Raw genomic sequence first — 14,200 nt, forward strand, 5'->3', positions numbered from 1 at the left:
AGGCAGCGCGCCAAAATAGCTCTCAAGGCTGGAAATGGCAGTCTCTCCTTCATTCGACTGCCTGCCCAAAGAATCCCTTCTCAGGCCAACTTCAAGTCCTAAAAAGCCATATGCGATTCCCCTGCCCTTGCGGGGGAGATGTCCGGCAGAACAGAGGGGGGTGTGAAGGAACTCGACGCGTCTCGTCTGTCCCTACGAGCGTCTCGTCGACTCCCGTTATCGCGGTGACCGCCATCGACCAATTGCCGTTGCCACGGCGATGGAGAATGGACCGCCGGCGGCCATTCAAAGCGCCGGCCCCAACCGCACAGGGCTTCCATCATAGAAGCGCTGCAGCCGGAAGCGGCTGAGATCGTGTCCGGGCTCGTTTCCCTGGATCATGTCGGAGACGACGCGGCCCATCCCGGGCCCTATGCCGAAGCCATGGCCGCACATTCCCGTCGCGACGAAAAGACCGCCGATCGCCTGGACCCGATCCACGACGGGGACGACATCGGGCATGGCGTCGATCATACCGCCCCAGCCGGCCTTCAGGCGAACCGTCTCGAAGCGGGGAAAAAGCTGTTTGAAATTGCGCTCGATCGAACGAAGCTTTGCCGGCTCAGGAGCGGGGTTGAGCACCCGCATCCTCTCGAACGGACTCTCCGAATCCGGCGCCCAATCGCGCGACGTCGACCAGCCATCGGGGTAGCCCGAAGGAGCGAAGGGGAAATAGCGCGTTCCGAACGGATTGTCCCTGAGGGCGGGAAGATATTGGGTGAAGTGCCGGAACGCGTCAGGCCCAAGGTAAAGCAGGTGGCTGCCGCCCGCGGCAAGGGTGTATCCGCCATCCTGCCTGCGCCTGAAGGCGATGTGGTCGTCGGCCGCCGCGCCCGCATAGATCTCGGGCAAGGGCTCCGTCGCAGCCACGGTGACCCGGACGCTGAGCTGGGGGATGGACACGCCGTGCCTCGCCAGGAACAGGGACGACCAGGCGCCGCCCGCGACCAGCACGGTGGAGGTCTCGATATATCCCGCCTCGGTCCACACGCCCTTGATCCTGCCGGCCGCGATATCGAGGGTTCGCGCGGCGCAGTTCTCCACGATCCTGGCGCCTTTTCGCACGGCAAGCCTGGCGAGCGCCGGCACCGCCAGCCAAGGTTCCGCGCGCATATCGGAGGGTGTCGTCATAGCGCCCTTGAATTTGCGCGACATGCCGGTGATGAGCTTCGCGGTTTCGCCCGCGTCCAGGAGGCGCGTGTCGAGCTCATGGATCGCGGCGATCCTCATGAACTCTTCGAACTTGGCCATGTCCTTGTCGGCGTTCGCCAGGTAGGTCACGCCTGTCTGGTTCAGCCCGATGTCTTCGCCGCACTCATCGGCCAGTTGCCGCCATAGGCGGCAAGCCTCGATGACGATCGGCAGTTCATCGGCGTCCCGTCCCTGCTTTCTGATCCATCCCCAGTTTCGCGAGGACTGTTCGGCGGCTATCCGGCCCTTTTCCAGCAGCGTCACCGGAATGTTCCGGCTCGCAAGGAAGAGGGCCGTCGTCACGCCGATGACACCGCCACCCACAATCACCACCTCCGAAGCCTTGGGCGGCGGCCCAGGGTGTTGGATTGGATCTGCTTCGGTGAACGGGAATGTCGGCAAATGGCGCACCCGGGACTGGTTGATGGTTCTGGCTTACCGGTTGTCACCGTCCGACATCAGGAGCAGCCGAAGGCGGATCGTTGTCCCACGAGGTAAAGAGTGGCCGGAAGGAGCCATAGGCAAAGCTGTTGGACGGACCCTACCCGGGCGCCCCAGCCACCGATCCGCGCACCACCAGGTCCACCGGCCAGACCTCGCCGCGTGCCCCCTCTTCGAGCCCCGAAATCCGCGCCGCGAGCCGCTCGGCGACACGCGCGCCGGCGAGGCGGATCGAGGAGCGCGTCGTCGACAACGGCACGGGAAAATTCTCCGGCCGCAGCCAGGGGAAGACGTCGTCATGGGCGACCAGCGAGAGGTCGCCCGGAATGGTCAGGCCGAGATCGCGCACGGCGCGCACGACGCCGAGCGCCATGATCAGGCTGGAGCAGACGATCGCCGTCGGCGGCTCGGCCTCTTCGAGCAGGCGGCGGGCGGCGCGGTAGCCGTTCTCCTCGGTCATGGTCACCGAGCGGATATGGCGCTCGCCAAGCGTCAGCCCGCTCGCGGCGAGCGCGCGGCGCACGCCGCGCTCGCGGTGGATGGCGAAGGTCTCGCGCTCGTTGCCGTTGATCAGCGCCAGCCGCTTGTGGCCGAGCTGGATCAGCAGCCGCGCCGCTTCGTGGAAGGCGCCCTCATTGTCGATGTCGAGATAGGGATAGTCGAAGTCGAAGCCCTCGCTGCGGCCATGGACGATGAAGGGGATGCCCAGCGTGTTGACCAGCGCCAGTCGCTTGTCGGCCGGACGCGGCGAGGAGATGTAGACGGCGTCGACCTGCCGGTTGGCGACGATGCGGCGGTAGGTGGTTTCCTCGTCGTCTGCATCGGCGGGCGAAAGCACGAGGTCGAGCTCGTGCGCGCGGGCATAGTCGCCGAGACCGGAGAGGAACTCGACGAAATGCGGATCGATGTCGACGGCAGCACCCGTCGGCAACACATAGCCGATCATTCCCGACTTGCCCGTGGCAAGCCGGCGCGCGCTGGGGTTCGGCCGGTAGCCATGGCGCTTGGCGGCATCCATGACCCGGCGCCGGGTTTCCTCATTGACCTCGGGATAGCCGTTCAGCGCCCGGCTCACCGTGGTCTGCGAGAGCGACAGCATATGCGAGAGTTGCTTGAGGTTCATCGGAGGCCTCCAGTCTCAAAGCGCTTTCAAATTTGAATCGATCCGATGATTGTTGGCAAGGCCGCCAAGCACAAGGGGACCTTAAAGCCCCGCCGGCGTCGTTTGAAGCAAAATTGCTGCTGCAGCGCCAAAAAAGCATGCTGCAGTGCAGTTTTTCTATCCGATCCCGAGGAATTTAAATCGATTAATGAACGCGCCCACTTGACTCTCAAGCGATTCAATGGCGAGATCGAAACAGCCAAAGCGCTTTGGAAGTCTCTTCGAAAGGTTGCGGTTGCCCTTTCGCTGAGTCACAGTTCCGCGGGCGTCGGCGGACGAAATGGAGGTTTCGTCCTGTTTGTGACCACTGGGAGGACTTGCGATGAAGAAAATGCTTCTCTTGGGTGCGGCGTTCGCGGCACTCACCCTCAGCCTGCCGGCGCAAGCCGAACTGAAGTTCAAGCCGGGCGAGGATTCGAAATTTCATTGGTCGAACTACGACGACCTCAAGAAGGTCGATCTCAAGGGCGAGACGCTGACGATCTTCGGACCGTGGCGTGGCGAAGACGAGACGCTCGTGCGTTCGGTTCTCGACTATTTCCAGGAAGCGACCGGCGCTGACGTCAAATACTCTTCGTCGGAGAATTACGAGCAGCAGATCGTCATCGACACCCAGGCCGGCAGCCCGCCGAACATCGCCGTCCTGCCGCAGCCCGGCCTCATCCAGGATCTTGCCTCCAAGGGCGTGCTCACCCCGCTGGGCGACGACGTCGCCGCCTGGATCAAGGAAAATTATGCCGCCGGCGACTCCTGGGCCAAGCTCGGCACCTATAACGGCAAGGACGGCAAGCCCGGTTTCTACGCCTTCCCCTACAAGATCGACGTGAAGGGACTGGTCTGGTACTCGCCCGATAATTTCGACGAGGCCGGCTACAAGGTGCCGAAGACCCAGGAAGAGCTCGCCGACCTCGAAAAGAAGATCATCGCCGATGGCGGCAAGCCCTGGTGCATCGGGCTCGGCTCCGGCGGCGCCACCGGCTGGCCGGCGACCGACTGGGTCGAGGACATCATGCTGAGGACGCAGCCGCCGGAAGTCTACGACAAGTGGGTGAAGAACGAGATCCCGTTCACCGACCCGGCCGTCGTCAACGCCATCGACATCTTCGGCAAGATCGCCACCGACGACAAGATGGTGGACGGCGGCGCCAAGGCGGTCGCGGCGACCGACTTCCGCGACAGCCCTAAGGGCCTCTTCACCGTGCCGCCGAAGTGCTACATGCACCACCAGGCTTCGTTCATCCCGTCCTTCTTCCCGGAGAACGTGAAGCTCGGCCAGGACGCCGACTTCTTCCCCTATCCGCCTTACGCCTCCAAGCCGGAACTGGGCACGCCGCTGGAAGTGGCCGGAACGCTGGTGATGATCACCAAGGATTCCAAGGCCTCGCGCGAGTTCATCAAGTTCCTCGAGATGCCGCTCGCGCATGAATTGTGGATGGCGCAGAAGAGCTTCGTCACCCCGTTCAAGGCCGCCAACAAGGAGGCTTATGGCAGCGAGGCGCTGAAGAAGCAGGGCGAGATCCTGGTCGGCGCCACGACGGTGCGGTTCGACGGGTCCGACCTGATGCCCGGCAAGATCGGCGCGGGCTCGTTCTGGACCGGCATGGTCGACCTGGTCGGCGGCAAGTCCGCGCAGGACGTCGCCGCCGACATCCAGAAAAGCTGGGACGGCATCAAGTAAGCGTCCTGAAATCCTCCTCATCCTCCACCTGGATCCGGGCTACGGCCCGGGTCCGACCGGCGGCCAACGCCGGAAGCCTTCGCGTTTCGATTGTTCCGAATAACCGAAAGTCGGTGCATCCGATCGCCAGCCTCGGCTGACCGGTCATGCGCAGGGAGAGGGACCCATGGCGGCTCAGATTTTCTCGGCCATATTCGTCATCATCATCGGCGTCGGCGGCTGTGTCGCCTATTTCTGGGGCGCCAACAGACTGCTCGACCTCATCTTGCCCTCACGCGGGGTATCCGGCGCCGCCGCCATCAACAATCTGCGCCGGCAGGGCTATGTGCGGCCGTGGCTATTCGTCGGCCCGGCGCTGATCATCCTTGCCGTCTACCTGATCTACCCGGTGATCGCGACGCTATGGCTCTCCTTCTTCGACCGCGGCGGCACCAGCTTCGTCGGGCTCGCCAATTATGAATGGGCGGCCGGCGACCACGATCTGCGCAACTCGATCCTCAACAACATACTATGGCTTGCCGTGGTGCCGGCCGCCTGCACCTTCCTCGGCCTGATCATCGCCGTGCTCACCGACAAGATCTGGTGGGGCACCATCGCCAAGAGCCTGATCTTCTTGCCCTTGGCCATCTCCTTCGTCGGCGCCAGCGTGATCTGGAAATTCATCTACGAGTATCGCGGCGAAGGCCAGGTGCAGATCGGCCTGCTCAACGCCATCATCCAGTATTTCGGCGGCCAGCCGCAGGTGTGGATATCGCTGCCGTTCTGGAACAATTTCTTCCTGATGGTGATCCTGATCTGGATCCAGACCGGCTTTGCCATGGTCATCCTGTCGTCGGCGCTGCGCGGCATCCCGGAAGAGACGCTGGAGGCGGCGGTGATCGACGGGGCCAACCCGTTCCAGATCTTCTGGAAGATCATGGTGCCGCAGATCTGGGGCACGATCGCGGTTGTCTGGACCACCATCACCATCCTGGTGCTGAAAGTCTTCGACATCGTGCTGACCATGACCAACGGTCAGTGGAACAGCCAGGTGCTGGCCAATCTGATGTTCGACTGGATGTTCCGCGGCGGCGGCGATTTCGGCCGCGGCGCCACCATCGCCATCATCATCATGATCGCGGTCATTCCGATCATGGTCTGGAACATCCGCCAGGCCAACAAAGAGACGGGAGGGCACTGAGATGGCGACCAAGACCGGAAAATCGTTCATCGGCCGTTTCGGCGTCCATATCGCCGTGCTCGTCTTCGTGGCGATCTGGACCATCCCCACCCTCGGCATCCTCGTCTCCTCGCTGCGCGACAAGGACCAGATCGTCGCGTCGGGCTGGTGGAACTCCTTCGCCAGTTCCAGCCAGAGCGAGGCTGGACGGTTGCCGGGCGCGTCGGCGCAAACCCAGAAGGACGGCAAATACGTCATCGAAGGCAACATCTTTGGCGATGGCCCCAAGCGCGAGATCAGCGCCTTCGGCGTGAAATCTTCGGCGCCGACGCAGTACAAGGCGGGTTCGGTCGCCGACCTCAATGACGGCGCCACCCTGCAGATGAATGCCGATGGCGGCTTCGTGCTGTCGTCACCGAAAGCCTTCGAGGGCGACCGCGGCCAGCGCGTCTATTTCGCTTCCTCGGCACCGCCGAAATTCACCACGGAGAACTACGATGCCGTGCTGTTCTCGGAAGGCATCGGCCGCTCCTTCATGAACTCGCTGACGGTGACCATTCCGGCGACGGTGATCCCGATCCTGATCGCCGCCTTCGCGGCTTACGCATTGGCCTGGATGCGCTTTCCCGGCCGGGCGCTGCTGATCGCGGTCATCATCGGTCTTCTCGTGGTGCCGCTGCAGATGTCGTTGATCCCGCTGCTCAGGCTTTACAACGGCGTCGGCACCTTCTTCGGCGTGCCGTCCAAGACCTATCTCGGCATCTGGCTGGCGCATACCGGCTTCGGCCTGCCTTTCGCCATCTACCTGCTCAGGAGCTACATCGCCGGCCTGCCGCGCGAGATCATGGAATCGGCGCGCATCGACGGCGCCAGCGACTTCGAGATCTTCGTCAAGATCGTGCTGCCGCTGTCCTTCCCGGTGCTTGCCTCCTTCGCCATCTTCCAGTTCCTGTGGGTATGGAACGATCTGCTGGTGGCGATGGTTTTCCTCGGCACGGCGCCCGACCAGATCGTGCTGACGGCCAAGCTCAACGCGCTGCTCGGCTCGCGCGGCGGCAATTGGGAGATCCTGACGACATCGGCGTTCATCACCATCATCGTGCCGCTGATCGTGTTCTTCTCGCTGCAGCGCTATTTCGTCCGCGGGCTGCTCGCCGGCTCGGTGAAAGGAGGTTGAAGACATGCAATCGGCTTTGAAGGCGACTTCCAGACCAGACACCGCCCCAGATCCCGCCATCGACCGCGACTGGTGGCGGGGCGCGGTGATCTACCAGATCTATCCGCGCTCCTACCAAGACTCCAACGGCGACGGCATCGGCGACCTGAAGGGCATCGTTCAGCGCCTGCCTTACATCGCTTCGCTCGGCGTCGACGCCATCTGGATCTCGCCCTTCTTCAAATCGCCGATGAAGGATTTCGGCTACGACGTGTCGGATTATTGCGACGTCGACCCGATGTTCGGCACGCTCGCCGATTTCGACGCGCTGGTGACGGAAGCCCATCGACTCGGCCTCAAGGTGATGATCGACGAGGTGCTGTCGCACACCGCCGACATCCACCCCTGGTTCAAGGAAAGCCGTTCCAGCCGAAGCAATGCGAAGGCCGATTGGTATGTGTGGGCCGACGCCAAGCCCGACGGCACGCCGCCCAACAACTGGCTGTCGATCTTCGGCGGCTCGGCCTGGCAGTGGGACACCAGCCGCCAGCAATATTACATGCACAATTTCCTGGCCGAGCAGCCGGACCTCAACTTCCACAACGGCGAAGTCCAGGACGCGCTGCTCGACATCACCCGCTTCTGGCTGGAACGCGGCGTCGACGGCTTCCGGCTCGACACGATCAATTTCTACTTCCACAGCCAGGGGCTGGAGGACAATCCGCCGCTGCCGCCGGAGCAGCGCAACGACCAGACGGCGCCGGCGGTCAATCCCTACAACTACCAGGATCATCTCTACGACAAGAGCCGCCCCGAGAACCTCGGCTTCCTCGAGCGCTTCCGCGCGCTGCTCGACGAATATCCGGCGCAGGCCGCCGTCGGCGAGGTCGGCGATTCCCAGCGCGGCCTCGAGGTGGTCGCTGCCTACACCGCCGACGGCAAGCGCGTGCATATGTGCTATTCCTTCGACTTCCTGGCGCCGGAGAAGATCAGCGCGGCGAAAGTGCGCGCGGTGCTGGAGGCCTTCGGCACGGTCGCCAGCGACGGCTGGTCGTGCTGGGCCTTCTCCAACCATGACGTGATGCGGGTCGCCTCGCGTTGGGCCGCCAACGAAGCGGATCCGACCGCCTATCTGAAGGTGATCTCGGCGCTTTTGATGTCGCTGCGCGGCTCTGTCTGCATCTATCAGGGCGAAGAGCTCGGCCTTGGCGAAGCGGAGCTGAAGTTCGAGGACCTGCAGGATCCCTACGGCATCCGCTTCTGGCCGGAATTCAAGGGCCGCGACGGCTGCCGCACGCCGATGGTTTGGGACGCGGCCGCCAAGAATGGCGGCTTCTCGACCGCAAAACCCTGGCTGCCGGTGCCGGGCAAGCACCTGTCGCAGGCCGTCAATGTGCAACAGGGCGATGCAAGCTCGCTGCTTGAGCACTATCGCCGCTTCCTCGCCTTCCGGCGCCAGCATCCGGCGCTGGCCAAGGGCGACATCGACTTCATCGAAAGCGATGGCGACACCGTCGCCTTCACCCGCCGCGAAGGCAATGAGCGGATCGTCTGCGCTTTCAACCTGGGCAGCAAGCCCGCCAAGGTCGATCTCGGCAAAGGCGCGCTGCAACCCTTGCCCGGGCATGGCTTTTCGGGACAGACTGGCAATGGGCCGGTCCGCCTCGGCGGCTACGGCGCCTGGTTCGGACGCATCGACTGAACTTGCAAACAGAGATCAACGGGAGAAGAAAACATGGCCGATGTCACGCTCAACCAGGTGAAGAAATCATACGGCAACCTCAACATTCTCCACGGCATCGACCTCGACATCAAATCGGGCGAGTTCATCGTTTTTGTCGGGCCATCGGGTTGCGGCAAGTCGACCTTGCTGAGGTCGATCGCCGGCCTCGAGGAGATCACCTCGGGCGAGCTGAAGATCGACGGCGAGGTGGTGAACGACGTGCCGCCGTCGAAGCGGGGCATCGCCATGGTGTTCCAGTCCTATGCGCTCTATCCGCACATGACCGTCTACGACAACATGGCCTTCTCGATGAAGATCGGCAAGGAAAGCAAGGCCGAGATCGACAAGCGGGTACGCCAGGCGGCGGAAATCCTGCAACTGACGAAATATCTCGATCGCCTGCCCAAGGCGATGTCGGGCGGCCAGCGCCAGCGCGTCGCCATCGGCCGCGCCATCGTGCGCAACCCGAAAGTGTTCCTGTTCGACGAGCCGCTATCGAACCTCGACGCCGCGCTGCGCGTCGCCACCCGCATCGAGATCGCCAAGCTCAAGGAATCGATGCCCAACACGACGATGATCTACGTCACCCACGACCAGGTCGAGGCGATGACGCTGGCGGACCGCATCGTGGTGCTGAAAGACGGCGTTGTCGAGCAGGTCGGCACGCCGATGGAACTCTACAAACGGCCGGGCAATCTGTTCGTCGCCCAGTTTATCGGCTCGCCGGCGATGAACATATTGCCGGCAAAGATCGACAAGGCCGGCAATCCGACCGTGGTCAGCCATGTCGGCGACCGCAAGGCGACGGTGCCGATCGCCACGCCCGCCTCGGCGAATGGCGCGGCGGTCAGCTTCGGCGTGCGGCCGGAGGATCTCGCGATCGCCACCGGCGCGGACTACCTGTTCGAAGGCAAGGTCGACTATATCGAGCAGCTCGGCGAGGTTCAGCTCGTCTATATCGATATCGGCCGCGCAGACCTGCCACTGGTTGCCAAGCTGCCGGGCAATGTCGAGGTCAAGCGCGGCGAGACGCTGCGGCTCAACGCCAGCGCCGGCGATCTGCATATATTCGACGCCGACGGTCATTCCTTCACGCTGCATCGCGAGGAAGCGAAGGCGGCCTGAGGTTCAAGCGCTCCGACGGACACGAAGTCATCGTGGAAAAGAAAAGCGGCGGGCCAGGGCCCGCCGCTTTTCTTTTTCATACCGTCTAAGGCTATTAGCGGCCGAAGAGGTTACGGTCGCTGCCCTGAGAGGCCGGCTTGTGAACGTCGTTCGACGAGTTCAACAGCTTGTAAACCGTCGAGTCGGTGTTGATCGACGACGTGCGGGTGGTGTCCACGGCGGTAGCCGCCTGGTTGACGCGGACCTCGCCGGTATGGCCGCTCTCCGCGGCAAAAGCAGCGCCGGAAACGGCCAATAAGGCGGCCGTGGCAAGAACGATCTTCTTCATTTCAATGCTCCTGAATTCTATGGTCCGACCGATGCGGCGGCAAACCTGCCGCCGGGTCGAGGTCGGCTGTTAGTTGTTGCCGAAAAGGTTGTGGTCGGCGCCCGTCGTGGCGGACTGCTGAGTGGCAGGCGCGGACTGGTGGACCGAAGCCGTGTAGGACGAGTCGACCTTAGCCGACGCCTGATTGGCTTCATTCGGGTTGTAATGGTCGCTACCAGCGAAGGCGCTGCCGGAAATTGCCAGAAGGGCTGCGGCAGTGAGAACAATCTTTTTCATTTTTGCTACTCCAGTATCTTTATTCCGTCCGTCTAGCGGCGTGTCTTGGGAATGAAATCGCGTCGTTCGGACAACGGTGATTTGGGTGAGCCGACTGCCGGATTCCAATCACGAAGTTTTTCCGTCTGGACCATGAATCCGCATCTTGAAGTTTTCATAAGCATGCCTATGACTTTATTTTTGTTGAATTTTATCAATGGCTTATATCGATTTGACAGTTGGCTCACCAAGTGTATCGGAGCGCCGCCGTTCACACCGTCCTGCACGCACCGTCAACAGAAACGAACCGTTCAGTTCGATTTTAGAATCTCCTAATAGTCACTTTTCGATACTGTTAACCATTCTACCCCTGTCCGAAGGGCGATTCGGCTCGCTTTCAGAACTACGTTCAGGCTCAAGGCCAAGGAGTGTTCGTGCCGGAAAGGGTCGCAGCCGCTCTTCGTCGGGACTGGAAATCGAGGCTTGAACCGCGAATTAAAACCTAAAGTGGTTCGCGATGGCGCCTACGCGCCTTGCCTTGCCAAGCAAGGATCGAGCGTTTACAGGCATTGTTCAGGGGTCAGGCAAGGGTGCGGCCGGCAGCAGCCGGCTTACAGAGCGGGGTCAGGAACATGCCTCTTTCCGAGGTCTATGCCGTTGCGAGCAAGGACATCGTGTTCGAATCCTTCGACGGCGAAGCTGTCGTGCTCGACCTCTCCAACGGCAAGTATTTCGGCTTCTCCGATTCCGGCAGCAAGGTGTGGCAGGCACTGTCCTCGGGTGTCGGCACCGAGGCGCTGATCCGATCGGCCGCGGGCGCCGCGATGGTCAGCGCCGATGCACTCGAGGCTTTCATCGCGCGGCTGGTCGAGCTTGGGCTGTTGGCCCCCTCCGGCGCAACGCCGCTGCCCTCTTCTGACGATTTGCCGGCGGCCCTGGCGGCGGCGAGCGAGCCGCTCAATGTCAGCGTCCATGATGATCTTGCCGACCTCATCACCGTCGACCCGATCCACGAGGTCGAGGAGCCGCTCGGCTGGCCGGCCGTCAAGCAGGTATCCTGAGCGAGCGGCCACGGCTCGGGCCAGGCTGGAACAGACCATGCCACGCGTCACGCTCGAGACTTTGCCGGATTACGCCCGCTTCCTCCTCGCCGCCGCCGAGAGCGCGGCCGGTCAGTTCCCCGTCCAGCGGGCAATCCGCCTGCCCGGGCTGGACTTGACCGCGCATCTTGATGCCGGCGCGCTGGCGGATGCCATGGATCAGGCTTTCATCGAAACCAACGGCGATCCGCTGGACTCCCGTCAATGCCATATCTTCATCGGCCATCCAGGCATCGGCGACATGCCGGTGCCGGCAAGCTGGGGCGATGCGCATTTCACCGAACATGGCTTTGCCCAGAAACTCGCCGAGGCGGGGCTGCGCGGCCATCATTTCCACGATCTGGACTTCTGGCAGATCTACGACCCCGGGCGGCGCGTCGGCGTCCAGCTGATGCGCTCGGCCGACGCGTTTCCACCCTGGGAGCAGGGAGCGCCGCTGCGCGCCTTCCTGCACTGGGAATACGCCGCGCGCGGCATGCGCCTTGCCCATGCCGGCACGCTGGGCGTCGACGGCAAGGGCGTGCTGCTGGCCGGCGCCGGCGGCGCGGGAAAATCCGGAACCGTCGTTGCGGGATTGCTCAACGGGCTGGACAGCGTCGGCGACGACTATGTGCTTATCGACCTCGAGAACGGCGTGACCGCGCGACCGCTGTTTTCCATCCTGAAGCAGGATCCGAAGGGTTTCGCCCGGCTTGGCCTGGGAAGCCGGCTGGGCACCGACCGCCCGCTCAACTGGCAAGGAAAACATGCCTTTCACATTGATGAGATCGCGCCGCGGCCAGTACCTGCAACCCTGGACATCCTTATGTTGATGGTGCCACATATCGGTGACGGCGAGACAAGTTCGATCGTGCCGATGTCGCGCAGGGATGCAATGATCGCGCTGGCGTCGTCCGGTATCGCGCAGATGCCTGGCGAGCGGGAAAGCGGCTTTCGCTTCTTCAGCGATCTCACACGACTTTTGCCGTGCTACCGGCTTTTCCTCGGGACGCGTCCGGAGGAGATCGCCGGTACGATTGCGGATTTCCTTGCGCGGGCGCCCGATGAAGCTGAGCGTGATCATGCCGGTCCATAACCGCGAGCGCTTCGTCGTCCCGGCCCTGCGCTCGCTGCTGCGGCAGCGCGACGCCGCCGACCTCGACATCATCGTCATCGACGACGGCTCGACGGACGGATCGGCCGAGGCGGTTCGCTCCATGGCCGACGAGAACCCTTGCATCCGCCTGTTCCGGCACGCTCATATGGGCGTTGCGGCTGCCCGTAATGCCGGGTTGCGGCAGTTGCCGGCGGATGCCGGCTTCGTGTCCTTCCTCGATTCCGACGACATTTCGCTTGCCGGTCGGTTCAAGGCCGATCTCGTCCACTTCGAAACGCGTCCCGGCCTCGATCTGACTTACTCGCTGATGACGTTGGTCGACCGGATCGACGACGAGACGTTGGAGCCGGCCCCGGACAGCCGTATGATGACGCTTCGCGGGCTCTCCCTGAGCACCGCTCTGTTCAGCCGGGCGCTTGTCGATCGCGTCGGCTGGTTCGACGAGGAGTTCGAATTGTCGGAGGACACGGATTATCTGCTGCGCGTCTTCGAAACGGGCCCCCGTTACGAGCTACTGGACAGCGTCGCGATCTATTACCGGCGCCATGCGGGGAACGCCACCCGGGAGAATGACGGCCGGCTCCGTGACCATCTGCGGGCGATCCACAAATCGATGCGACGGCGCAGGGCAGACCCTTCGCTGCGCGAGGCTCCGGGCTTCTTCGAGTATAAGAGCCCGCCGGACTGGCAGGGCATGTGATGGAAGCCGGGGGGGCTGAATCGCACAAAACAATTCCGGAGCCTCGGATGAGGCTCTCCGTGATCATGCCGGTCCACAACCGCGAGACCTATGTGCGCGCGGCGCTACGCTCGCTGCTGAGGCAGCGCGACGCCGCCGATCTCGACATCATCGTCATCGATGACGGCTCGACCGACGGTTCGGCTCAAGCTGTGCGCGCCATGATGCAGGAAGCACCCTGCATCCGGCTGTTCCAGCAGGAGAACATGGGCGTGACCCGGGCACGCAACAGCGGACTCAGGCGGCTCGAGCCGGGAACCGAACTGGTGTCCTTTCTCGATTCCGACGACATCTCGCCGGCCGGGCGTTTCGCGGCGGATCTGGACCTTTTCAGGCGAGATCCCGCGCTCGAGCTGACCTATTCCCGGATGATGCTGGTCGACAGGATCGATGACGAGACGCTGGAGCCGACTCCGGACAGCAACAGCATCACCGTTCGCGGCATCCATCTGTCGTCCGCGATCTTCTCGCGTCGTCTGGTCGACCGGATCGGCGGTTTCGACGAGGATTTCGTCCAGGCCGAGGATACGGACTTCCTGCTGCGCGGTTTCGAAATTGGCCCCCGCTACGTGCTCCCGGACACGCTGGCGCTTTATTACCGGCGGCACGCCGGCAACATGACAAGGCAGGAAGACGTGCAGTCGCGCGAGTTCCTGCGCGCGATCTATAAATCGATGAAGCGGCGCAGGGCCAATCCGTCGCTCAAGCCGATCGACGGCATATTCGAATTGAAGAAACTCGCGGACTGGCGGTTCATGTGATGAGCGGATACGGCGTCGTCATTCCGGCTTACAATGCCAGCGCCACGATCGCGGAGACGCTGCGATCGGTCGCGGCGCAGACGCCGCGGCCCGAGCTGGTCGTGGTGGTCGACGACGGTTCGACCGACGATCTCGCCGCCGCGATCGCCGGCATCGACCTGCCGCTCAGGCTTATGCGCCAGGACAATGCCGGGCCGGGCAGCGCGACCACGCGCGGCATCGCCGCGCTGTCGACGCCCTTCATCGC

General features: G+C 63.0%; 14 protein-coding genes. 10 read left to right on the plus strand and 4 right to left on the minus strand.

Annotation, left to right across the window (positions count from 1 at the left end; genetic code table 11):
- Positions 1 to 285: 285 nt before the first annotated feature.
- Both EOD07_RS05100 and EOD07_RS05105 read right to left on the minus strand, forming a co-directional pair.
- On the minus strand, positions 286 to 1,632 hold the full coding sequence (locus EOD07_RS05100) for an FAD-binding oxidoreductase (RefSeq protein ID WP_127234215.1): 1,347 nt from the start codon (positions 1,630 to 1,632) through the stop codon (positions 286 to 288).
- A 139-nt stretch (positions 1,633 to 1,771) separates the two neighbouring features.
- Complete coding sequence (locus EOD07_RS05105; RefSeq protein WP_073989937.1) at positions 1,772 to 2,794, minus strand: substrate-binding domain-containing protein; 1,023 nt, start codon at positions 2,792 to 2,794, stop codon at positions 1,772 to 1,774.
- 361 nt (positions 2,795 to 3,155) lie between these two features.
- Here EOD07_RS05105 and EOD07_RS05110 point away from each other — a divergent pair, with 361 nt between their 5' ends.
- From EOD07_RS05110 to ugpC, 5 genes are all read left to right on the plus strand, one after another.
- Entirely contained in the window at positions 3,156 to 4,511 is a 1,356-nt protein-coding gene (locus EOD07_RS05110) for an ABC transporter substrate-binding protein (protein WP_041003933.1), read from the plus strand.
- A gap of 166 nt (positions 4,512 to 4,677) precedes the next feature.
- Positions 4,678 to 5,691, plus strand: a complete 1,014-nt coding sequence (locus tag EOD07_RS05115; protein ID WP_040979858.1) for a sugar ABC transporter permease — start codon at positions 4,678 to 4,680, stop codon at positions 5,689 to 5,691.
- Position 5,692: 1 nt separating this feature from the next.
- Complete coding sequence (locus EOD07_RS05120) at positions 5,693 to 6,847, plus strand: carbohydrate ABC transporter permease (protein WP_041003929.1); 1,155 nt, start codon at positions 5,693 to 5,695, stop codon at positions 6,845 to 6,847.
- Positions 6,848 to 6,851: 4 nt separating this feature from the next.
- Entirely contained in the window at positions 6,852 to 8,528 is a 1,677-nt protein-coding gene (locus EOD07_RS05125) for an alpha-glucosidase (protein WP_127234216.1), read from the plus strand.
- Between the two features lie 33 nt (positions 8,529 to 8,561).
- The gene (gene ugpC, locus EOD07_RS05130) at positions 8,562 to 9,674 is read left to right on the plus strand and encodes a sn-glycerol-3-phosphate ABC transporter ATP-binding protein UgpC (protein WP_127234217.1); all 1,113 of its coding nucleotides are present in this window, start codon (positions 8,562 to 8,564) and stop codon (positions 9,672 to 9,674) included.
- A gap of 94 nt (positions 9,675 to 9,768) precedes the next feature.
- On the opposite strand, the gene EOD07_RS05135 is transcribed toward ugpC, so the two are convergent.
- Positions 9,769 to 10,002, minus strand: coding sequence for a DUF680 domain-containing protein (locus EOD07_RS05135; RefSeq protein ID WP_127234218.1), 234 nt, complete (start codon positions 10,000 to 10,002; stop codon positions 9,769 to 9,771).
- A gap of 69 nt (positions 10,003 to 10,071) precedes the next feature.
- A complete protein-coding gene (locus EOD07_RS05140) occupies positions 10,072 to 10,278 on the minus strand; it encodes a DUF680 domain-containing protein (protein ID WP_040979868.1) in 207 nt (68 codons plus the stop codon).
- A 611-nt stretch (positions 10,279 to 10,889) separates the two neighbouring features.
- On the opposite strand from EOD07_RS05140, the gene EOD07_RS05145 reads away from it, so the two are divergent.
- From EOD07_RS05145 to EOD07_RS05165, 5 genes are all read left to right on the plus strand, one after another.
- The gene (locus tag EOD07_RS05145) at positions 10,890 to 11,318 is read left to right on the plus strand and encodes a PqqD family protein (protein ID WP_041007503.1); all 429 of its coding nucleotides are present in this window, start codon (positions 10,890 to 10,892) and stop codon (positions 11,316 to 11,318) included.
- Positions 11,319 to 11,355: 37 nt separating this feature from the next.
- Entirely contained in the window at positions 11,356 to 12,432 is a 1,077-nt protein-coding gene (locus tag EOD07_RS05150) for a serine kinase (RefSeq protein ID WP_127234219.1), read from the plus strand.
- Entirely contained in the window at positions 12,401 to 13,153 is a 753-nt protein-coding gene (locus tag EOD07_RS05155) for a glycosyltransferase family A protein (RefSeq protein WP_164772069.1), read from the plus strand. The genes EOD07_RS05150 and EOD07_RS05155 overlap by 32 nt, the downstream gene beginning before the upstream one ends.
- Before the next feature lie 47 nt (positions 13,154 to 13,200).
- Complete coding sequence (locus EOD07_RS05160; RefSeq protein WP_127234221.1) at positions 13,201 to 13,953, plus strand: glycosyltransferase family A protein; 753 nt, start codon at positions 13,201 to 13,203, stop codon at positions 13,951 to 13,953.
- The coding region (locus tag EOD07_RS05165) for a glycosyltransferase family A protein (protein WP_164772070.1) at positions 13,953 to 14,200 on the plus strand (248 nt) is incomplete at its 3' end. The genes EOD07_RS05160 and EOD07_RS05165, both read left to right, overlap by 1 nt.

The organism is Mesorhizobium sp. M2C.T.Ca.TU.002.02.1.1 (assembly GCF_003997225.1).